Raw genomic sequence first — 20000 nt, 5'->3', positions numbered from 1 at the left:
CACATGCAATGCAAAGAATCGGTTTAACGTAATACCTGATATTAAGAAATCGCCTCGAATCCACTCCGTTAGGCCATCACCAATGACAGGAATCGCACCGAATAGAGAAATAATTACCTGCGCACCCCAGAAAGAAGTTTGACCCCAAGGCAATACATAGCCCATGAAACCTTCTGCCATCATGATGAGGTATACAAACATACCGAATACCCAAATAAGCTCGCGAGGCTTCTGGTAAGAGCCATACAGCACGCCGCGGAACATATGCAAGTAAACCGTTAAGAAGAAGAAAGAGGCACCCGTGGAATGCATATAGCGAAGTAGCCAGCCCATTTCAACATCACGCATGATGTATTCAACTGAATTAAATGCTTCTTCTGCACTTGGGACGTAAGACATGGTTAGCCAAATACCGGTTAGGATTTGGTTGACGAAGATAACCATGGCTAACAAGCCAAACACATACCAAAAGTTAAAGTTCTTTGGCGCAAAATATTGCGACATGTGCTTTTCGTAAGCATTTGAAACGGGTAAACGCTTATCGATCCAGCGCATAAAAGCACTGTTACGAATACTTACTATTTTAACGTGATCTTTTAAAGAGTTCATAATTAAGCCACCTCACCCACAGTCAGAATAGCACCTTCAATCTTATGAGGCGGAATCACCATATTCGTTGGCGCAGGAACACCTGAGAACACACGACCTGAAAGATCGAATCGAGAACCATGACAAGGACAGAAGAAACCACCTTGCCAGTTAGAATCGTAGGCTTGAGGCTCTACTTCTGGATTGAACTTAGGCGAACAACCAAGGTGAGTACATACGCCTTCGATCACCAATAATTCTTCAGAAAGGCTGCGAGTGTCGTTTTTAGCAAATTCAGGTTGCTGCTCGACATCGGATTCTGGATCGCTTAAGCGAGATTTGAGATCAGCGCTTTTCAGCGTCTCAATCATCTCTGGCGTTCTCCGAACGACAAACACTGGCTTACCGCGCCATTCTACAATGCGCATTTCACCCGCTTCGATACTACTAATATCGACGGAAACTGGAGCGCCCACGGCTTTCGCCTTTTCACTCGGAAACCAAGATTTAACAAACGGTGTGGCTACTCCCACTGCTCCCACAGCGCCAACGGCACCTGTAGCAATGTAGAGGAACCGGCGTCGACCTTTATTTACGCCGTCTTGTGTCATTATTATTGCCCTCTAACGAAAGAAATACTTTCAGCATTTACGAAAATGCTCGGAATACTAAAGAAATTCGCGGGGTGTGACAAGAAAAGCTTTTAAAACTCGTCCTAAAGTTGAACACTCATTCACCCTGATCTTCACTTTATTACAGATGAAAAAAAACCCGGCAATAACCGGGTTTTTGAAAATACGTATAAATTAACGCTTAGAGAACTGTGGCTTACGACGTGCTTTACGTAGACCAACTTTCTTACGCTCTACCATACGTGCATCACGGGTTACGAAACCTGCATCACGTAGTGGCTTGCGAAGATTCTCATCATACTCGATCAATGCTCGAGTAATGCCGTGACGAATCGCACCGGCCTGGCCGTTAGAACCACCACCTGCAACAGTGATGTAAAGGTCAAACTTGTCGCCCATTTCAACCAAATCTAATGGCTGACGAACGATCATGCGAGATGTTTCACGACCGAAGTATTCTTCGATAGTACGCTTGTTGATGACAATGTCACCTTTACCAGGACGCAAAAATACACGTGCCTTTGACGTCTTACGACGACCAGTACCGTAGTTCTGTTGAGTTGCTGCTGTCATGTTATTCCCCATTAAATCTTAAGTTCTTTGGGCTGTTGGGCTGTATGTGGATGTTCAGTTCCAACATAGACCTTCAGCTTCTTCAACATGGCACGGCCAAGCGGTGTACGTGGAATCATACCTTTTACGGCTAATTCAATTGGGCTTTCGCCTTTATGGGCGATCAGCTTCTCGAAGCTCATTGACTTCAAGCCACCTGGGTAACCAGTATGACGGTAGTACTGCTTGTCTTTAACCTTACGGCCTGTGACATGCACCTTCTCCGCATTAATAACAACGATATAATCGCCAGTATCAACGTGAGGAGTGAACTCCGCTTTATGCTTACCACGAAGACGACGAGCGATTTCAGTCGCTAAACGTCCTAGTGTTTGCCCTTCAGCGTCGACTACGTACCAGTCGCGCTTAACTTCAGCTGGTTTTGCTACAAATGTTTTCATTTAACTCCGCCTAGAAAAGTGGGGGGCTCAGGGGAAGTTAATCCAATTTGAGGGCGCGAATCCTACAGAATAGATACGCCCAACGCAAGTCATTTTTTAATCACTTACGAGAATCAACTTCCTTCAGTTTAGTCAGGCCATACCCCAAACCGACTAAACAGCCTAATAGAGCGATCAACACGCCAATAATGGCCCCACTGATTTCAGTGGTTTCATTAGCGAAGCGAACATCACCCCAAAAATATGCCAAACTGGTCAAAACGAAGGTAACAAACACCATCGCGACCATATAAAATCCGCGCGCATCATATATAGATATATCCTGAAGCGCCAGCTTATTGTTTAGAAATCGAAAGCAAAGAGTTGTTGCGCCTGCTGTCATTGCCAACATGATCAATACATACAGCAACATAATACCCCCTTAGTGCTCTCTAGTTTCACGGAATCTTACATCTGGGTGACGCTCCTGCGTCATTTGTAAGTTAACCATGGTTGGTGCAACGTAGGCTAAGTTATCAGAGCCATCTAACGCCAAGTTATCATAAGCCTTGTTTCTAAATGCCTGCAGCGTTGTCGCGTTGTCACATTCAACCCAACGAGCGGTCGCAACACTGATCGGCTCATAGACAGCATCGACCTTATACTCGGCTTTTAACCGATGCGCGACGACATCAAACTGCAAGGTACCCACAGCCCCTACAATCAGGTCGTTGTTTCGCAACGGCCGAAACACCTGCACAGCCCCTTCTTCAGACAACTGCATTAAGCCTTTCTGCAATTGCTTTAACTTTAATGGATCTTTGAGACGAATACGTCGAAACAGCTCAGGAGCGAAGTTTGGAATACCTGAAAACTTCAGCTCTTCGCCTTGCGTGAAGGTATCACCAATCTGGATGGTGCCGTGATTGTGCAGCCCGATGATATCACCAGGGTACGCTTCTTCTACTTTAGAGCGGTCACCTGCGACAAAAGTGAGAGCGTCGGAAATACGAACATCTTTACCCACGCGCACGTGGCGCATTTTCATGCCTTTTTCATATTTACCCGATACGATGCGCATAAAGGCAACTCGGTCGCGATGATTTGGATCCATATTGGCCTGAATTTTAAATATAAAACCGGTCAGCGCTTCCTCTTTCGACTCAACGGTTCGTGTGGTGGTTTCACGTGACATAGGCGCTGGCGCCCACTCCACCAGCCCATCAAGTATATGATCAACACCAAAGTTTCCTAAGGCCGTGCCAAAGTATACTGGTGTTAACTTACCGTCTAAGAACGCCTGTTTATCAAATGAATTACCAGCTTCGAGCAATTCAACCTGCTCGCGAAGCTCTTCAGCATATTCACTGATGACGTCGTCTAGCTCAGGGTTATTAATCCCTTTTATCACACGACTTTCTTGAATGGTGTGCCCCATACCGCTTTGGTACAGCACCACTTCATCTTTTAGCAGGTGATAAATGCCTTTGAATTCTTTACCCATGCCAATGGGCCAAGTAATCGGTGCGCAATCCATTTTAAGAACGCTTTCGACTTCATCCATTAAATCAAACGGGTCTCGGGTATCTCGATCGAGTTTGTTCATAAAGGTTACGATGGGCGTTTCACGCATGCGCGCTACGTCCATTAGCTTAATGGTTCTGTCTTCGACACCTTTGGCTGAGTCGATCACCATTAAACACGAATCAACGGCCGTTAAAGTACGGTACGTATCTTCAGAGAAGTCTTCGTGTCCTGGTGTATCCAGTAAGTTCACCAACTTACCGGCATACGGAAACTGCATAACTGAGGTGGTAATAGAGATACCACGCTCTTTCTCCATTTCCATCCAATCGGACTTAGCGTGCTGGCCGGATTTCTTACCTTTAACGGTGCCGGCCTGCTGAATGGCTTGTCCAAATAAAAGTACTTTTTCTGTAATAGTCGTTTTACCGGCATCTGGGTGGGAGATGATGGCAAACGTACGCCGATTTTCGACTTCGTCAGCAATGGTGGACATGGGTTTCTCTATAAATTAATAAAATCTGGGCGCGCATTATACCTGTCTGGGTTATTTTTTCGACCGCTCAAGGTACAATGCGCGTTTTATTAAGCGATTGCTTCTATTTATGAGCCAAGAAACCGATAACATCTATGCTTCGCCACATGCAAACTTAAGCGACTTCCGCTTTGACGATCAAGTGGCTTCTGTCTTCCCCGATATGATCAAACGCTCGGTTCCTGGCTACAGTCATATTATTGGGTGCATTGGCATTTTGGCAGAACAGTACGCAACCGAACATTCTAGAATATACGATCTTGGCTGTTCACTTGGTGCGGCCACCATGTCAATGAGGCATAGGGTCAGCGCTCCAGGGGTCATGATTTACGCTGTTGATAATTCAGAGGCCATGTTAAAGCGCAGCGCCGACTATCTGGATACTGAAGACTCCCCTGTGCCGGTTAAAACAGTATGCGCAGATATCTCAGAGTTACCAATCGAAAACTGCAGCTTCGCGGTATTAAATTTCACCTTGCAGTTTATTGCTGTAGAAAAACGCGCAGCAACCATTCAAAAAATATACGATGGAATGAAGCCCGGTGGCGCTTTGGTGCTTTCTGAGAAACTCACCATGGAAGATACTCGACTAAACCAGCTATTGGTCGATCATCATCATGATTTTAAGCGCGCTAATGGCTATAGCGACCTAGAAATCAGCCAGAAACGTCAAGCTATAGAGCGAGTGCTTCTTCCCGAGACCGCTCAAGCCCACATCGATCGACTAACACACGCCGGCTTTAAAACCGTAAGTCAGTGGTTCCAATCTTTTAACTTTGCCTCTTTTATAGCGATCAAATGATAGATTACTCTTCTTTCTTAAACCATCTTAGCGACACGGCGTTAGAACCTTGGCAAGCCCCACTTGAGACACAACTCGAAGACCTATGGCGCACATTAAAAGATGGCAACTTGCCGCGTTTATTGAGCTATGTTGATGCCTTGCCAGAAGCTAATACGACCAAAGTAAGTCTATCGGATATTGTGACGGCCACCGGCGATATCTCAGACACCGAAGCTTTGCGCACTCAATTAAAGAACTTAATACCCTGGCGCAAAGGACCGTTTGATTTATTTGATGTGGCTATAGATTCAGAATGGCAATGCAACATGAAATGGCAACGCGTAGCCCCCCATGTTAGCGATCTTAATGGTCGGCACATACTCGATGTGGGCAGTGGCAATGGTTATTATGGCTGGCGCATGAAGGCGGCAGGGGCTCGCACGGTTGCCGGTATCGACCCATCGTGGCTTTCCGTTGTGCAGCATCTTGCCGTAAACAAATACATTGCAGACCCTAGTCACACCGTTTTACCGTTCACCCTAGAAAGTTTGACACCTAATTTAGAGTTATTCGACACCGTATTCTCTATGGGCGTTCTGTATCATCGGCGCTCCCCGCTGGATCACATAAACGAGCTGAAAGGCGCAATACGACCTGGCGGTGAACTGGTACTTGAAACTATCGTCATTCCAGGTGGCCCAAACGAATCACTTGTGCCTATAGGTCGTTACGCGCGAATGAACAATGTGTGGTTCTTACCGACGGCCGATACGCTTGCCAGCTGGCTCGATAAAATGGGTTTCGTTGAAATCAAAATTGTTGATCAGACCATTACAACACCTGAAGAGCAGCGCCCTTCTGACTGGAAGCCTGGTCAAAGTTTAGAGAATTACTTAGACCCAAATAACCACCAGCTGACCATTGAAGGGCATCCCGCACCTATTCGAGCAACGCTAGTCGCCACAAAACCAGAGAACCAACGTCTGAAGCGATACCACCTAGACTAACTGCCAGCGCCTTTCTCAAGCAAGCGGAACGACTTAATCGTTTAAGCAAAGGAATAATAAGCTTTATTTAAATGACTATTGGTTCTAAAAGCGCTATTGAGATTCTACAACTTAAACGATTAAGATAGCAGTGTGGTTTGATCACCCAACCGCTGACGACGGAAAATAAAAACAAACATTAGGTATCTAAATTATGAAAACATTGAAAAAAGCCGCATTAGCAACGGCTGTTGCTGCTGCAATGGCAACTTCTGCCTTGGCCGCTGAATCTGCTCCTACTCGTGGAACAGGCGAATACAGCTGGGACTCTCTCGCTAAATTCGATAAATTAGACTTTTCAGGCGTCACTGTAACGGTGACAGGCCCATGGTTAGCCCCAGAAGACGACTACTTACGCCGTGTATTTGAGCCATTTGAACAAGCCACTGGCGCAACCGTGAAATACAACGGGTCGGATAGCTTTGAACAGCAAATTCTGATTGATGCTCAAGCCGGCACACCGCCTAACATCGCATTTTTCCCTCAACCAGGCTTAGCCGCCGACATGGCTTCGCGAGGCTACTTAACGCCAGTGTCCAATTCAATCAAGCAACAAGTTTTAGACACCTATGCGGCGGGTCAAAGCTGGATCGATCTTGCTACCTATGAGAACAAAGCAGGCAAGGAAGATTTTTACGGCGTATTCTATCGCGCAGACGTAAAAAGCTTAGTTTGGTACTCGCCTGACAACTTCGAGGACAATGGCTATGACGTTCCTGAAACGATGGAAGAGCTCATTGCCTTATCGGATCAAATGGTAAAAGACGGTAAAAAGCCTTGGTGTATTGGTCTAGGTTCAGGTGCGGCAACCGGTTGGCCTGCTACTGACTGGGTAGAAGACATCATGTTGCGTACCCAATCTCCTGCCGTTTACGATCAATGGGTTAACCACGAAATCCCATTCAACGATCCTAAAGTTGTAAACGCCATCGAAACTTTTGGTCAGTTTGCTAAGAACGATGATTACGTTTCAGGCGGTGCTTCAGCCGTTGGCACGACCGATTTCCGAGACAGCCCAAAAGATTTATTCTCGGTACCGGCTAAATGCTTTATGCACCGTCAAGCCAGCTTCATTCCTGCATTCTTCCCAGAAGGCACGGTGGTAGGTGAAGATGCCGATTTCTTCTATTTCCCTGCTTACGCCTCGAAAGATTTAGGCAAACCTGTTTTAGGTGCCGGCACTGTAGCGGGTATCACTAAGTCTAACAAAGCAACAGAAGCGGTTTTGGATTACTTACTATCGCCATTGGCGCATGAGTTGTGGATGGAAAAAGGTAACTTCCTAACGGCAAACACGAAGGTGAATACGGCACTGTATGCATCTGATACTCAAAAAGCACTGGGCGATATTTTACTCAATGCGACGACCTTCCGTTTTGATGGCTCAGACTTGATGCCTGGCGCAATTGGTGCGGGTTCATTCTGGACAGGAATGGTTGACTTTGTCAGCGGTGACAGTGCGCAAGACGTTGCCGACAGCATTGAGAAGAGCTGGAAAGAACTGAAGTAACAGCGCACCACTTGGCCGCCTCATTCGAGGCGGCATTTTTAATTGCTTTAACCGTTAAAAGGAGTGGCCTGTGTTACCTCAAATTATTTCAGCGTTGATCGCCATAACGTTTGCCATCGGTGGCAGTATTTTATTTTACGTTGGGCTTAATGTTTTTATAGATAAATTTTTATCCAGCTCAGGCTTAACGCCGACACAACAAATAAAACGAGATCGCTTAAGAGAAGCCATCCGTCCGTGGATTTTTATCGGACCTGCATTGCTGTTCTTAGCCTTCTTTTTAGTGTACCCCGTACTGCGTTCACTCCAGCTTTCGTTTATGGATAGAGAGGGAGACGATTTTGTTGGAATAGCCAATTATATTTGGGCGTTTAAAAACGAAGGGTTCCACGTCTCAATTAGAAACAATATTCTTTGGCTACTGATTGTCCCTACCTTAGCTACTGCTTTTGGTCTTGTTATTGCCTACCTTACAGACAATATTTGGTGGGGCAAACTGGCTAGAACGCTCATATTTTTACCAATGGCCATCTCATTTGTTGGTGCGTCCATTATATGGAAATTTGTATACGACTTCCGAGGACCGGATGCTGAACAAATTGGTTTGCTCAATGCCATCATTATGGCGTTTGGAGGAGAGCCTAGAGCGCTCATTTCTACCTTGTTCTGGAACAACTTCTTTTTGATGATTATTTTAGTCTGGATTCAAACGGGCTTCGCAATGGTTATCTTGGGTGCTGCTATTCGAGGGGTGCCTGAAGACACCATCGAGGCTTCTACAATGGACGGTGCAAGCCCGTTGCAGGTGTTCTTTAAAATAGTTATCCCGCAAATTTGGCCGACAATTGTCGTGGTCTGGACGACCATTACCATTCTTGTATTGAAAGTTTTCGATATTGTATATGCCATGACAAACGGTCAATGGGGAACACAGGTGTTGGCTAACTTGATGTATAACGAAATGTTTCGCAACGCCAACTCAGGAACCGCCAGCACCGTTGCTGTAATACTGATGGTCGCCGTTTTGCCTGTCCTGATTTACAACATTCGCACTGCACGCAACAGCGCACAATAGGAGCTACACATGTCACTTGAATTACAGCAATCTGTTGTCGCAAAAACTCTGAAACATAGCATGGTCTTTGTACTGGTGTTACTTTGGACACTGCCTACGCTCGGTTTACTGGTCAGCTCTGTGAGAGATAAGGATCAGTTAAGCTCTACCGGTTGGTGGTCGGCATTAACCAGTACAACCCAAGCCGATGTTCACCGCTTACCAAAGGCAAACGAGCAAGTCTTTAATAACGGCTTGTATGAAATTAGAAGCCAATTATTTGATGCAGACAATAACAGTGTCGTAGGCACATGGGGGCCTCGTGCTGATGAGTTGGAAAACAACAAGCCTGATCAACCGACTGAGTTTGGTGATAATTCAACAATCACCGTGGCCTCTGATGGCACTATCGTGTGGACTTCAGAAGAAGCGTTCACACACACTCGCGGACCTCGAGTGTTCTACTCAGCCAAATCACCCCCGAGATTTACCTTTGACAATTACCGTGAGGTGTTGCAATCAGAAGGTGTTGGCCGAGCCTTTATTAATACCTTTACTGTCACGTTACCGGCTACCTTTATTCCAATTTTAATCGCCGCCTTTGCCGCTTACGCGCTTGCTTGGATGGAATTTAAAGGGCGATTTGTTTTTTTAGCGATGATCATAGGTCTTATCGTCGTACCACTACAAATGAGTTTAATCCCGGTTTTGCAAGTGTTTGCAGCGATCGGTCGAACCTTTGATGTGCCTTCTAAATCTTATGTGACCATATGGTTGGCCCATACAGGTTTTGGGCTGCCATTGGCGATTTTCTTATTACGTAATTATATGGCCAGTTTACCAAGAGACATCATTGAATCCGCTTATATGGATGGTGCAACGCATTTTCAAATTTTCATGAAAATGATATTGCCGTTATCTATGCCAGCTCTAGCTTCATTCGCGATTTTCCAATTCTTATGGACTTGGAATGATCTACTCGTCGCGGCCGTGTTTTTAGGTCAGGGTGAAGATAAAACAGTTATGACACAACAATTAATTGAGCTGTTAGGTTCTCGCGGTGACAATTGGGAAATTTTAACCAGTGGGGCATTCATTTCAATTGTGGTGCCGATCATCATTTTCTTATCCATGCAACGCTACTTTGTTCGCGGCCTGTTAGCGGGCTCGGTCAAAGGTGGTTAACACCTAAGCTCAGGCACATGCCTGAGCTACTCCTTATTCTTGGAATCCAATAGAAATGCCCGACAGTCAACTTTCTATGCATAAATTAACGTCTGCTTACGAGCGTATATTAAATAGTCTAACAGACCGTTATCAATCGGAGCATTCCGATGATCGCTGGCAAGCGTTTAGATTGCATTTTAAAGACTCATTCCCTGCGTTTTTTAATCAGCTAGCGTCACTCTACGATGATCAATGGGACTTCTACTACTTCTTAGAAAGGTGCAGCAATATTGCGGCGCGCTTTTGGCTAGACCAACCCGCGTTCAATAGGCCCCATGCGAATTGGTTTGAGTCATCTGACTGTGTAGGCGCTTCGGCCTATGTAGATTTGTTTGCTGAAAATATCTCTGGCTTGGAAAATCGAATAGCCTACCTCGAAGAGCTGGGAGTCACTTACTTACATCTGATGCCGTTATTTGAGGTACCAGCTGGAGATAGTGATGGCGGTTATGCTGTTAAAGATTTTGGTCAAGTGAATCCCGAACTGGGCACGAATGAAGACCTTAAAAGAGTGAAATCGCTCTTTATCAAGAGCAACATTAAACTCGTTCTCGATTTTGTATTTAACCATGTATCAGATCAACATCAATGGGCTATCAAAGCGAAACAAGGAGACGAACGAGCCAAACGACTGTTTTGGGTATTCGAAAACAAACAAGATATAGAGCAATACTCAACCCATTTACGCGATATTTTCCCTGATAAACGGCGCGGATGCTTTACTTATAATGCTGAGTTACATGCAGAAGTTTGGACCACTTTTAATAGTTATCAATGGGATTTAAATTATTCTAATCCAGACGTCTTTACCCTAATGTCGCAAGAACTCTTAAAAATTGTAGAGCTTGGTGCCGATGTGGTGCGCTTAGATGCCTTAGCATTTACATGGAAAGAGCCTGGAACAAGTTGCGAAAATTTGAATAAAGCGCACACCCTAGTCAAAGCATTTAACGCTTTTCTCAACATGGCCGCGCCATCCGTCGTCTTAAAGTCAGAAGCCATTGTAGCGCCCGATGAAGTAGTGAAATACATTTCAGAAGATGAATGTTCACTTTCGTACAACCCTAATCTGATGGCGTTATTGTGGGAAGCACTCGCTACAAGACAAACTCAGCTGTTAATTGAAGGAACTCAGCACCGTACAGATCTGCCTAGCCACACCCGCTGGGTAAATTACTTGCGTTGCCACGATGATATTGGCTGGGCTTTTGCTGATCACGATGCGTGGCAACGTGGCATTAACCCTTTTGATCATCGTCAGTTTTTGAATAATTTTTATACCGGAAAATTTGAAGGCAGCTTTGCAAAGGGGGTTCCTTTTCAATATAACCCCGAGAACGGCGATTGCAGAATATCTGGAACCTTAGCCTCTCTCACAGGCGTAGACTCTAATACAAATATCGACGATTTATCGGTAAAGCGCATCATAATGCTTCATGGCGTTATTATGGCGTTTAAAGGGGTTCCATTGCTCTATTTAGGCGATGAATTAGCCACATTAAATGACTTCAGTTATTCGCAACACTCCGATAAAGCTAACGATAGCCGTTGGGTGCATCGTGTAGCCTTTGGTGAAAAAAATGCTAAGAAACGGCAACTGGAAGGCACCTTAGAGCATACTGTTTTCAATGCCATTAAACAGCAAATAGAAATACGTGCAGAACACTCAGTTTTCGGTCACGGTGAGTTAAACATCGAGCCGCTTCTTCACGAAAATCTTTTTATATTTCATCGCTCGCAAGAATTAGATCGAGTCATCGTCGTTGCAAACTTCTCCGAACACAGTATTCAATTAACGAACGAACAACGGGAGTCCCTAGGGATTACTTCATGTTACAGGGACTTACTCGGGAAAAAAATTTTCACTACAAATGTTTCAACTATTAACCCATACGACATCTACTGGCTCGTAAACCAGCATAATTAATGAATAGGACACAGTTATGATCGATAACAATATTACTTGGTGGAAAGGCGCTGTCATTTATCAAATCTATCCGCGCAGCTATAAGGATTCTAACCAAGATGGTATTGGTGACATTGCCGGCATCACCAGTAAACTGGATTACATTGCCAGTCTTAATGTTGACGCAATTTGGTTATCACCTTTTTTTAAATCACCCATGAAAGATTTTGGTTATGACGTATCCGATTACTGTGATGTTGACCCTATCTTTGGGACTATCGACGACTTTAAAGCGTTGGTTAAAAAAGCGCACGATCTTGGCTTAAAAATCATTATTGATCAGGTGTATAGTCACACATCTGATCAACATGAATGGTTTAAAGAGAGCCGAAAAAACAAATCAAACCCAAAAGCAGACTGGTATGTTTGGGCTGATGCAAAACCAGATGGCACGCCCCCTAACAATTGGCTATCACTTTTTGGTGGTTCAGCTTGGCAATGGGATACGCAAAGGCAGCAGTATTTTTTACATAACTTTCTTACTAGCCAGCCTGACTTGAATTTCCATAGTGTAGAAGTTCAAGATGCCATCCTATCAACCGCGAAGTTTTGGTTAGATTTAGGCGTAGATGGCTTCCGATTAGATGTGGTTAATATGTACTTCCATGATGAAGCACTTACCGATAACGGAATTGCCGACAGCCCAGAAAAACAATTTGTTGGCGTAGATCCAAACAACCCTTTCTCAAAGCAATACCACATTCACCAAATGTGTAGAGACGATAACTTAGAATTTTTAAAGAGACTTAGAAATTTACTTGACCAGTACCCTGGCTCTACAACGGTCGGCGAAATTGGTGCGCCTGATGGTTTAACCTACATGGCTCAATACACCAGTGGCGGTGATAAGTTACACATGGCCTATACCTTCGAATTGCTCAATGAGCGATGCGACGCACCCTATTTAAAACACACAATGAAGCGCATAGAAGATTCCCTACAGGATGGTTGGCCTTGTTTTGCTTTGAGCAATCATGATGTCGTGCGCAGTGCGAGTCGCTGGACCCAAGACAGCAAATTTGTAGCCGATAAAACCAGAGCCATGCTCGTTTTTCTATTAACTCAACGTGGCACGCCTTGTCTTTACCAAGGGGAAGAGCTGGGGCTCCCTGAAGCGGAAGTACCCTTCGACAAAATTGTCGACCCATTTGGGATAGAGTTTTGGCCAGTATTCAAAGGTAGGGATGGATGCAGAACACCTATGGCTTGGGAGAATAACAAAGACTTAGGTTTTGGGTCACCTAAAAGCATACAATGGCTTCCTGCCGAGCAAAAACATCAGGCATTAGCTGTTTCTGAACAAACAAATGACGAGCATTCAATGCTTACATTTACGTCTCAGTTTCTGGCTTGGCGAAAGCAGTTTGACGCATTGAACTCGGGCAGTATTAATTGGTTAGATTCGCCTGAGGATATGTTATTCTTTGAGCGAGCCAAAGACGGTGAACGCTTGATTATCGCTATTAATTTTTCTGAAAATAGCTTAAAGGCACCCGTTGTTGATAACGCGCAACTTGCTTGGTCTACGCATGAACTAGAAAGTAGTTTTAAGCCTTATCAGTGTACCGTTTGGAAAACTAATTAAACTATCGAGAAATGCTATGTCGCCAAAGCCGCCCAAGAAAAAACTTACAGTTAAATCTGTAGCCAGTATTTTGGGCGTATCAACGGCGACTGTTTCGAATGCTTTTAATCGTCCTGACCAGTTGTCTTCGGTTTTACGCAACAAAATATTAGATGAATGTGAACGTATTGGTTATCACGGCCCAAACCCAGCGGCTCGAAGCTTAAGAACAGGGTCTACCGGGGTTGTTGGAATTATGTTAGCCGAAAAGCTAGCCTATAACTTTTCTGACCCTTGTGCGATCGAGTTTCTAGAAGGGGTTTCACAAATACTCGATGATGCTCGCGTTAATATGTTGCTGATGCCAGGCAGAGAGGAGTTTTACAAAAAGACTTCCTTGGAATCAATTCCTGATCGTTACATTATTTATGGTCCACCAAAAGACCTGCCATTGCTGGATAGAATTGAAAGGCAGCATAAACCTATTATTTCTGTAGATTTCAATTTAGAGAACCATCTTTCGCTCAATATTGATAATTATGGCGGCGCAAAGGCTGCGGCCAACCATGTCTTTGAGACTACTTCAGGTCCTGTGGCGGTTATTGGTTTAAGGTTATCAAAAGATGCCGATGGAGAGCGTATTAACGCGACCGATTTATACGACCCAAATTACTCAATCTCTCGCCAAAGATTAAATGCTTACTTAGATGCCTCTAAAGAAGCCAATCGTCCAATAGGGTTCGATTATATTTGGGACACCTCTAAGAGCTCTTGGGATGAAGGGGTAAAGGCGGCTCGGTGTGCTTTATCGGTCTCACCCAGACCAACCGCTCTGTTGTGTATGTCGGACAATTTAGCTTTAGCTGCTCTGTCGGTTGCACGTGAAATGGGTCTTCATGTTCCACAAGAGCTCAGTATTGTCGGTTTTGATGACACACCTGCGGCCAGTGTTAACCATCCTGAAGTGACAACGGTTTACCAACCAAGCTTAGAAAAAGGCCGGCTAGCAGCCAAGATGGTTTTGAACCCAGAAAACTATGACAGCATAGTGCTGCCGACTGAATTAAAAATTCGAGAAACTAGCTAATATTAGCTACTTAAACAGTGCAAAATAGATAACGTAGAACCAACTGATCAGTCCATGGAAAATTGCCCACAAAATTGAATTGTTTGCAGACCATGACATCGTTATCGCTAAGACAGAACCAAATGACACACCGTTTCGAACTACTTCATACTGTACCGATCTCATACCTTTCTCCTTTTTAACGTAAAGACAGTTTATTCAATAGCGTTTGAGCATGAAAGAGGCAGAAGTCATGAGACTCATTGTGACGTTAGGCTTTTATCCATTAAGAGTGCATCAAATGTACCGAGGTTTAATTGGTAATAATTTTTTCGTCGACCGACAGTTTTAAAACCCAGATTCTGATAAAGCTTAATGGCAGGTTCATTACCCTCTCTTACTTCTAAAAACACTTTGGTTAATTTACGATCAACCAATGAGGAAACCCATGCGTTTAGCGCCTGAGCTCCGAATCCACTTCCGCGATACTCGGAAAGGATAAAGAGTTGGATAAGTTCGGCTTCAGGCTCTATAACCTCTTCAATGATAAAACCAATAAGGTGACTCTTTACAAAATAACCATTAACCTTATTTTGATCAGCGTACCTTTTGATTACAGATGTATGTAACGATGTTTCAGCGTCACGTTCGCAGGCTTGTGCAATGACGTCTAATTGAAGATCGGTTAACGGTTTAAACATTATAAAAAGGGGATGCCTTAATCAGTTTCCAAGCTTTTGCTTTTTCAGAAGGGTTTTGCAACATTTTATACAATGAAGGTAATACTAGGTGCTCTTCAGGTTTATAAGTATCTGAGGATGGTGCCCAGCCTTTAAGCTTCGGAAGTACGCCTCCTAATGCAATAATCTTCTTAGTTTTATGTTCTTCCGATAAATGATTTATAAAATCATCAACATAAGCTTTTGCGGACGCTAAACTTTGGTCAGCATTCTTATTTTGAAAAAACGGCCAAAAAATAGTGTGGTGGTAAGCAAGGGTTGCTTCTGTTTTATCGATTGATCGCAAAATATTCTGTAGTAAACGCCAAGCCTGATCTTGTAACTCGGCATGATTAGCCACAAGTGAACTGGCGACAATGTAATCACCAATTATATACACCGCCAACCCAAACTTAACGGTTTCAGCTTTAACAGACTCCACTTGAGAATTAGTGCTTTGAGCGGACGCACCCTTAGTCTGATTAGGTTTAGGTTTAGGTACTGTCTCTTTAGTTACTTCATTAGAAACTTTTTCATGAGCAGCTAGTACCGATAATTCGTTAGAATAATCGTTTTCTTCGTTACTAACGCCTTGATGAATTGCAGTAGGCTCATTTGCTTCTCTAAGAGTAGTAGGCAAAGCATTGATAAGGTGAACTCGAGGATACCAACGGTTAACCCCCATTTCAGATAAATAATCGTCTTTCCAATCAGCCTGAACAGTCACAAATAACCCTCACATAAGAAAAGTTAGTTTAACAATAATTGCCCTCGAATCGGCAATTTATTTTGTCTAGTTGTTCGTTGGGTGCCGGTTGTCGCCTTAGGTGCCAGTGGTCGGTTTTTGAGTACTGCTGCTTGTTGCTTTTGGAGGCGGTGGTCGCCTTGAGGGTGTGGATGGCTTGAGTGGTCGCTGTTCGCGCATCCTTGCGCCGCTTAACTTCGCCATCCATGGCTCAGATACCCGCTCAACCCACCCACACCCTCAATGCTTAATAGGTTGCCACTTTCATATCCAATGTTGCGTAGGAGCGATCGAAGCCTGCGGAGACGCGACCTTTTAAGGTGATGCAATGTGTTTGTCTCGCTAGCAGCTTGCAGCTATAAACTTGCAGCTCAATGGTCATCTCTCCACTACGCTCCGAAGATTCCTACAAGTTATTTGGTGCATATACCTTGTTTCTCAGCTGACCCAAGCCGTGGTGGCTGTGTGGTTGACCTCGGGTATGTGAGCCAAGGATGGCGAACTTAAGCGTACAAGGACGTATTCACCGCGACCGAGGGCAGCCATTCAGCCACCGCGGTGCAGCATGCCAATGAACACCATCTGTTGACCTGACCCGCAGCTCGCAGCTCGCAGCCCTAAACCTTTTTCAAAAGCCATAAACCAAAAAACCCAGCACTAGGCTGGGTTCTTGGGTTTATTTGGCCGGGCTGCGGGCAGACTTGACGATGGTCCGGCCCTGAGCCTAGCTCAGTGCGTTCTTCGCTAGCGTCCTACCGTTAAGGTAGGCCACTTTGGCTTCGCCAACCGTTCATCACCCTACTCGAGAGTAGGTCTCTATTTTCAAATGCCATAAACCAAAAAACCCAGCACTAGGCTGGGTTCTTGGGTTTATATGGCGCTTGACGATGACCTACTCTCACATGGGGAAACCCCACACTACCATCGGCGATACGTCGTTTCACTGCTGAGTTCGGTATGGGATCAGGTGGTTCCAACGCTCTATGGTCGTCAAGCAAACTGGTTGTGTAACTCGTGGTGGTATATGCGCTACCACGCTTTACGCAATTGGGTACTAGAACAGCTCTCTCTTTCTTAGCCGAGGCTGAGAAAGTTCTTATATATTCAGATGTATTCAAACGTTAGCTATCAACAATCAAAACTCTTTTGGCGTTATATGGCCAAGCCGCACGGGCAATTAGTACAGGTTAGCTCAACGCCTCACAACGCTTACACACCCTGCCTATCAACCAGTTAGTCTTACTGGGCCCTTCAGGAGACTTAAAGTCTCAGGGAAAACTTATCTTGAAGGGGGCTTCCCGCTTAGATGCTTTCAGCGGTTATCCCGTCCGAACGTAGCTACCGGGCAATGCCATTGGCATGACAACCCGAACACCAGCGGTTCGTCCACTCCGGTCCTCTCGTACTAGGAGCAGCTCTTCTCAATTTTCCAACGTCCACGGCAGATAGGGACCGAACTGTCTCACGACGTTCTAAACCCAGCTCGCGTACCACTTTAAATGGCGAACAGCCATACCCTTGGGACCGGCTTCAGCCCCAGGATGTGATGAGCCGACATCGAGGTGCCAAACACCGCCGTCGATGTGAACTCTTGGGCGGTATCAGCCTGTTATCCCCGGAGTACCTTTTATCCGTTGAGCGATGGCCCTTCCATACAGAACCACCGGATCACTATGACCTACTTTCGTACCTGCTCGACCTGTCCGTCTCGCAGTCAAGCGCGCTTTTGCCATTATACTAACCGCATGATTTCCGACCATGCTTAGCGCACCTTCGTACTCCTCCGTTACTCTTTGGGAGGAGACCGCCCCAGTCAAACTACCCACCACACACGGTCCGCAACCTCGTTTCGAGGCCTGCGTTAGAACCTCAAATGTATCAGGGTGGTATTTCAAGGTTGGCTCCACAACAACTAGCGTCGCTGCTTCAAAGCCTCCCACCTATCCTACACAAATACATTCAAAGTCCAGTGTGAAGCTATAGTAAAGGTTCACGGGGTCTTTCCGTCTAGCCGCGGATACACTGCATCTTAACAGCGATTTCAATTTCACTGAGTCTCGGGTGGAGACAGCGCCCCCATCGTTACACCATTCGTGCAGGTCGGAACTTACCCGACAAGGAATTTCGCTACCTTAGGACCGTTATAGTTACGGCCGCCGTTTACCGGGGCTTCGATCAAGAGCTTCGCTTACGCTAACCCCATCAATTAACCTTCCGGCACCGGGCAGGTGTCACACCCTATACGTCCACTTTCGTGTTTGCAGAGTGCTGTGTTTTAAGTAAACAGTCGCAGGGGCCTGGTATCTTCGACTGCCAGTAGCTCAGAGAGTAAATCTCGTCACCGCCAGCAGCGTGCCTTCTCCCGAAGTTACGGCACCATTTTGCCTAGTTCCTTCACCCGAGTTCTCTCAAGCGCCTTGGTATTCTCTACCTGATCACCTGTGTCGGTTTAGAGTACGGTTTCAGTGTAGCTGGAGCTTAGAGGCTTTTCCTGGAAGTATGGCATCAATCACTTCGGTCTCCGTAGAGACACCGTCATCACGTCTCAGCCTTCACGAGCGTCCGGATTTACCTAAACACTCAGCCTACACGCTTGAACCACGACAACCAACGCGTGGATGACCTAGCCTGCTCCGTCCCCCCTTCGCACTACACTCAAGTACGGGAATATTAACCCGTTTCCCATCGACTACGCTTCTCAGCCTCGCCTTAGGGGCCGACTCACCCTGCCCCGATTAACGTTGGACAGGAACCCTTGATCTTTCGGCGTGGGAGTTTTTCACTCCCATTATCGTTACTCATGTCAGCATTCGCACTTCTGATACGTCCAGCAAGCCTCTCGACTCACCTTCATCCGCTTACAGAACGCTCCTCTACCACTCACGCCTAAACGCAAGTCCGTAGCTTCGGTGTTTGGTTTGAGCCCCGTTATATCTTCCGCGCAGGCCGACTCGACTAGTGAGCTATTACGCTTTCTTTAAAGGATGGCTGCTTCTAAGCCAACCTCCTAGCTGTCTGAGCCTTCCCACATCGTTTCCCACTTAACCAAAACTTTGGGACCTTAGCTGACGGTCTGGGTTGTTTCCCTTTCCACGACGGACGTTAGCACCCGCCGTGTGTCTCCCGGATAGTACTCACTGGTATTCGGAGTTTGCAAAGGGTTGGTAAGTCGGGATGACCCCCTAGCCTTAACAGTGCTCTACCCCCAGTGGTATTCATCCGAGGCTCTACCTAAATAGATTTCGAGGAGAACCAGCTATCTCCGAGTTTGATTGGCCTTTCACCCCCAGCCACAGGTCATCCGCTAACTTTTCAACGTTAGTCGGTTCGGTCCTCCAGTTGATGTTACTCAACCTTCAACCTGCCCATGGCTAGATCACTCGGTTTCGGGTCTACACCTTGCGACTGGACGCCCAGTTAAGACTCGGTTTCCCTACGGCTCCCCTATTCGGTTAACCTCGCCACAAAATGTAAGTCGCTGACCCATTATACAAAAGGTACGCAGTCACCCCATCACTAAGTAACCTCCCGCTTATTTAAAAACGGTTGCATTCCCGAGCGTCGCTCGGCAATGTTACTAAGCTTAGCCATCATACTAAACGACCTGCCAAGTCACTTAGTGATGGGGCTCCCACTGCTTGTACGTACACGGTTTCAGGATCTATTTCACTCCCCTCACAGGGGTTCTTTTCGCCTTTCCCTCACGGTACTGGTTCACTATCGGTCAATCAGGAGTATTTAGCCTTGGAGGATGGTCCCCCCATTTTCAGTCAAGATTTCTCGTGTCCCGACCTACTCGATTTCACTGCGGTTAGTTTTCGTGTACGGGGCTATCACCCACTACGGCGCACCTTCCCAGGTGCTTCCACTAACGTCCCCACAGCTTAAGGGCTGCTCCCCGTTCGCTCGCCGCTACTTAGGGAATCTCGGTTGATTTCTTTTCCTCCGGGTACTTAGATGTTTCAGTTCCCCGGGTTTGCCTCTCACACCTATGTATTCAGTGTGAGATAACTGTCTTATAACAGCTGGGTTCCCCCATTCGGAAATC

20 protein-coding genes and 2 rRNA genes (2 of these 22 running past the window's edge) are annotated in these 20000 nt (G+C 45.7%); 11 read left to right on the top strand and 11 right to left on the bottom strand.

The window, feature by feature from the left end:
* Together QWZ13_RS03575 and petA are read right to left on the bottom strand one after the other, a co-directional pair.
* Positions 1–609 carry the 5' portion of a cytochrome b gene (locus QWZ13_RS03575; protein WP_215998909.1) on the bottom strand. 666 nt of this gene lie to the left of the window's left edge, so 609 of the gene's 1275 nt are visible here — the first part of the coding sequence; it begins with the start codon at positions 607–609; the stop codon falls past the left edge of the window.
* 2 nt (positions 610–611) lie between these two features.
* The gene (gene petA, locus QWZ13_RS03570; RefSeq protein ID WP_290280564.1) at positions 612–1199 is read right to left on the bottom strand and encodes a ubiquinol-cytochrome c reductase iron-sulfur subunit; all 588 of its coding nucleotides are present in this window, start codon (positions 1197–1199) and stop codon (positions 612–614) included.
* 76 nt (positions 1200–1275) lie between these two features.
* Here petA and QWZ13_RS03565 point away from each other — a divergent pair, with 76 nt between their 5' ends.
* A complete protein-coding gene (locus tag QWZ13_RS03565) occupies positions 1276–1398 on the top strand; it encodes a hypothetical protein (protein WP_290280563.1) in 123 nt (40 codons plus the stop codon).
* Here the strand turns inward: QWZ13_RS03565 and rpsI are convergent.
* From rpsI to prfC, 4 genes are all read right to left on the bottom strand, one after another.
* Complete coding sequence (rpsI, locus tag QWZ13_RS03560) at positions 1395–1793, bottom strand: 30S ribosomal protein S9 (RefSeq protein WP_215998911.1); 399 nt, start codon at positions 1791–1793, stop codon at positions 1395–1397. The genes QWZ13_RS03565 and rpsI overlap by 4 nt on opposite strands.
* An 11-nt stretch (positions 1794–1804) precedes the next feature.
* A complete protein-coding gene (gene rplM / locus QWZ13_RS03555) occupies positions 1805–2233 on the bottom strand; it encodes a 50S ribosomal protein L13 (protein ID WP_215998912.1) in 429 nt (142 codons plus the stop codon).
* A gap of 100 nt (positions 2234–2333) precedes the next feature.
* A complete protein-coding gene (locus tag QWZ13_RS03550) occupies positions 2334–2645 on the bottom strand; it encodes a hypothetical protein (RefSeq protein WP_215998913.1) in 312 nt (103 codons plus the stop codon).
* Positions 2646–2654: 9 nt separating this feature from the next.
* Positions 2655–4232 (bottom strand): peptide chain release factor 3, encoded by a 1578-nt coding sequence (prfC, locus tag QWZ13_RS03545; protein ID WP_290280562.1) that lies wholly within the window; start codon positions 4230–4232, stop codon positions 2655–2657.
* A gap of 97 nt (positions 4233–4329) precedes the next feature.
* Here prfC and cmoA point away from each other — a divergent pair, with 97 nt between their 5' ends.
* From cmoA to QWZ13_RS03505, 8 genes are all read left to right on the top strand, one after another.
* Positions 4330–5073, top strand: coding sequence for a carboxy-S-adenosyl-L-methionine synthase CmoA (gene cmoA / locus QWZ13_RS03540; protein ID WP_353958966.1), 744 nt, complete (start codon positions 4330–4332; stop codon positions 5071–5073).
* A complete protein-coding gene (gene cmoB / locus QWZ13_RS03535; RefSeq protein ID WP_290280561.1) occupies positions 5070–6062 on the top strand; it encodes a tRNA 5-methoxyuridine(34)/uridine 5-oxyacetic acid(34) synthase CmoB in 993 nt (330 codons plus the stop codon). The genes cmoA and cmoB overlap by 4 nt, the downstream gene beginning before the upstream one ends.
* Positions 6063–6255: 193 nt before the next feature.
* Positions 6256–7611: an ABC transporter substrate-binding protein gene (locus tag QWZ13_RS03530; RefSeq protein ID WP_290280560.1), complete on the top strand. Its 1356-nt coding sequence runs from the start codon at positions 6256–6258 to the stop codon at positions 7609–7611.
* 70 nt (positions 7612–7681) lie between these two features.
* Positions 7682–8686 (top strand): carbohydrate ABC transporter permease, encoded by a 1005-nt coding sequence (locus QWZ13_RS03525; RefSeq protein ID WP_290280559.1) that lies wholly within the window; start codon positions 7682–7684, stop codon positions 8684–8686.
* A gap of 9 nt (positions 8687–8695) precedes the next feature.
* A complete protein-coding gene (locus QWZ13_RS03520) occupies positions 8696–9850 on the top strand; it encodes a carbohydrate ABC transporter permease (protein ID WP_290280558.1) in 1155 nt (384 codons plus the stop codon).
* Positions 9851–9926: 76 nt separating this feature from the next.
* Positions 9927–11819, top strand: a complete 1893-nt coding sequence (locus QWZ13_RS03515) for an alpha-amylase family protein (RefSeq protein WP_290280557.1) — start codon at positions 9927–9929, stop codon at positions 11817–11819.
* Positions 11820–11835: 16 nt separating this feature from the next.
* A complete protein-coding gene (locus tag QWZ13_RS03510) occupies positions 11836–13443 on the top strand; it encodes an alpha-amylase family glycosyl hydrolase (RefSeq protein WP_290280556.1) in 1608 nt (535 codons plus the stop codon).
* A gap of 16 nt (positions 13444–13459) precedes the next feature.
* Positions 13460–14509, top strand: a complete 1050-nt coding sequence (locus QWZ13_RS03505; protein WP_290280555.1) for a LacI family DNA-binding transcriptional regulator — start codon at positions 13460–13462, stop codon at positions 14507–14509.
* Positions 14510–14515: 6 nt separating this feature from the next.
* Here the strand turns inward: QWZ13_RS03505 and QWZ13_RS03500 are convergent, their stop codons facing one another.
* The 3 genes from QWZ13_RS03500 to QWZ13_RS03490 all read right to left on the bottom strand — a co-directional run bounded on the left by QWZ13_RS03500 (position 14516) and on the right by QWZ13_RS03490 (position 15934).
* The gene (locus tag QWZ13_RS03500) at positions 14516–14674 is read right to left on the bottom strand and encodes a hypothetical protein (RefSeq protein WP_290280554.1); all 159 of its coding nucleotides are present in this window, start codon (positions 14672–14674) and stop codon (positions 14516–14518) included.
* A 74-nt stretch (positions 14675–14748) separates the two neighbouring features.
* The gene (locus tag QWZ13_RS03495; RefSeq protein ID WP_290280553.1) at positions 14749–15189 is read right to left on the bottom strand and encodes a GNAT family N-acetyltransferase; all 441 of its coding nucleotides are present in this window, start codon (positions 15187–15189) and stop codon (positions 14749–14751) included.
* On the bottom strand, positions 15182–15934 hold the full coding sequence (locus QWZ13_RS03490; protein ID WP_290280552.1) for a hypothetical protein: 753 nt from the start codon (positions 15932–15934) through the stop codon (positions 15182–15184). The genes QWZ13_RS03495 and QWZ13_RS03490 overlap by 8 nt, the downstream gene beginning before the upstream one ends.
* Positions 15935–16100: 166 nt before the next feature.
* Here QWZ13_RS03490 and QWZ13_RS03485 point away from each other — a divergent pair, with 166 nt between their 5' ends.
* Together QWZ13_RS03485 and QWZ13_RS03480 are read left to right on the top strand one after the other, a co-directional pair.
* Positions 16101–16271 (top strand): hypothetical protein, encoded by a 171-nt coding sequence (locus QWZ13_RS03485; protein WP_290280551.1) that lies wholly within the window; start codon positions 16101–16103, stop codon positions 16269–16271.
* Positions 16272–16282: 11 nt separating this feature from the next.
* Entirely contained in the window at positions 16283–16459 is a 177-nt protein-coding gene (locus QWZ13_RS03480; RefSeq protein WP_290280550.1) for a hypothetical protein, read from the top strand.
* A 372-nt stretch (positions 16460–16831) separates the two neighbouring features.
* Here the strand turns inward: QWZ13_RS03480 and rrf are convergent.
* Both rrf and QWZ13_RS03470 read right to left on the bottom strand, forming a co-directional pair.
* Positions 16832–16947 (bottom strand): 5S ribosomal RNA (rrf, locus tag QWZ13_RS03475).
* A gap of 161 nt (positions 16948–17108) precedes the next feature.
* Positions 17109–20000: ribosomal RNA gene (locus QWZ13_RS03470) — 23S ribosomal RNA — on the bottom strand; it runs 110 nt beyond the window's last position.

It is taken from the genome of Reinekea marina, assembly GCF_030409715.1.
Classification (GTDB): Bacteria; Pseudomonadota; Gammaproteobacteria; order Pseudomonadales; family Natronospirillaceae; genus Reinekea; species Reinekea marina.
Note: the sequence above shows the minus strand (reverse complement) of the source record. Positions and strands in the feature narration are given on the sequence as shown.

Excerpts from the sequence above, each read along its gene's own strand:
- QWZ13_RS03515 (WP_290280557.1), top strand. The coding sequence starts at position 9,927 with ATGCATAAATTAACGTCTGCTTACGAGCGTATATTAAATAGTCTAACA.
- rpsI (WP_215998911.1), bottom strand. The coding sequence starts at position 1,793 with ATGACAGCAGCAACTCAACAGAACTACGGTACTGGTCGTCGTAAGACG.
- QWZ13_RS03550 (WP_215998913.1), bottom strand. The coding sequence starts at position 2,645 with ATGTTGCTGTATGTATTGATCATGTTGGCAATGACAGCAGGCGCAACA.
- petA (WP_290280564.1), bottom strand. The coding sequence starts at position 1,199 with ATGACACAAGACGGCGTAAATAAAGGTCGACGCCGGTTCCTCTACATT.
- prfC (WP_290280562.1), bottom strand. The coding sequence starts at position 4,232 with ATGTCCACCATTGCTGACGAAGTCGAAAATCGGCGTACGTTTGCCATC.
- cmoB (WP_290280561.1), top strand. The coding sequence starts at position 5,070 with ATGATAGATTACTCTTCTTTCTTAAACCATCTTAGCGACACGGCGTTA.
- QWZ13_RS03500 (WP_290280554.1), bottom strand. The coding sequence starts at position 14,674 with ATGAGATCGGTACAGTATGAAGTAGTTCGAAACGGTGTGTCATTTGGT.
- QWZ13_RS03530 (WP_290280560.1), top strand. The coding sequence starts at position 6,256 with ATGAAAACATTGAAAAAAGCCGCATTAGCAACGGCTGTTGCTGCTGCA.
- rplM (WP_215998912.1), bottom strand. The coding sequence starts at position 2,233 with ATGAAAACATTTGTAGCAAAACCAGCTGAAGTTAAGCGCGACTGGTAC.
- QWZ13_RS03510 (WP_290280556.1), top strand. The coding sequence starts at position 11,836 with ATGATCGATAACAATATTACTTGGTGGAAAGGCGCTGTCATTTATCAA.
- QWZ13_RS03495 (WP_290280553.1), bottom strand. The coding sequence starts at position 15,189 with ATGTTTAAACCGTTAACCGATCTTCAATTAGACGTCATTGCACAAGCC.
- QWZ13_RS03520 (WP_290280558.1), top strand. The coding sequence starts at position 8,696 with ATGTCACTTGAATTACAGCAATCTGTTGTCGCAAAAACTCTGAAACAT.
- QWZ13_RS03505 (WP_290280555.1), top strand. The coding sequence starts at position 13,460 with ATGTCGCCAAAGCCGCCCAAGAAAAAACTTACAGTTAAATCTGTAGCC.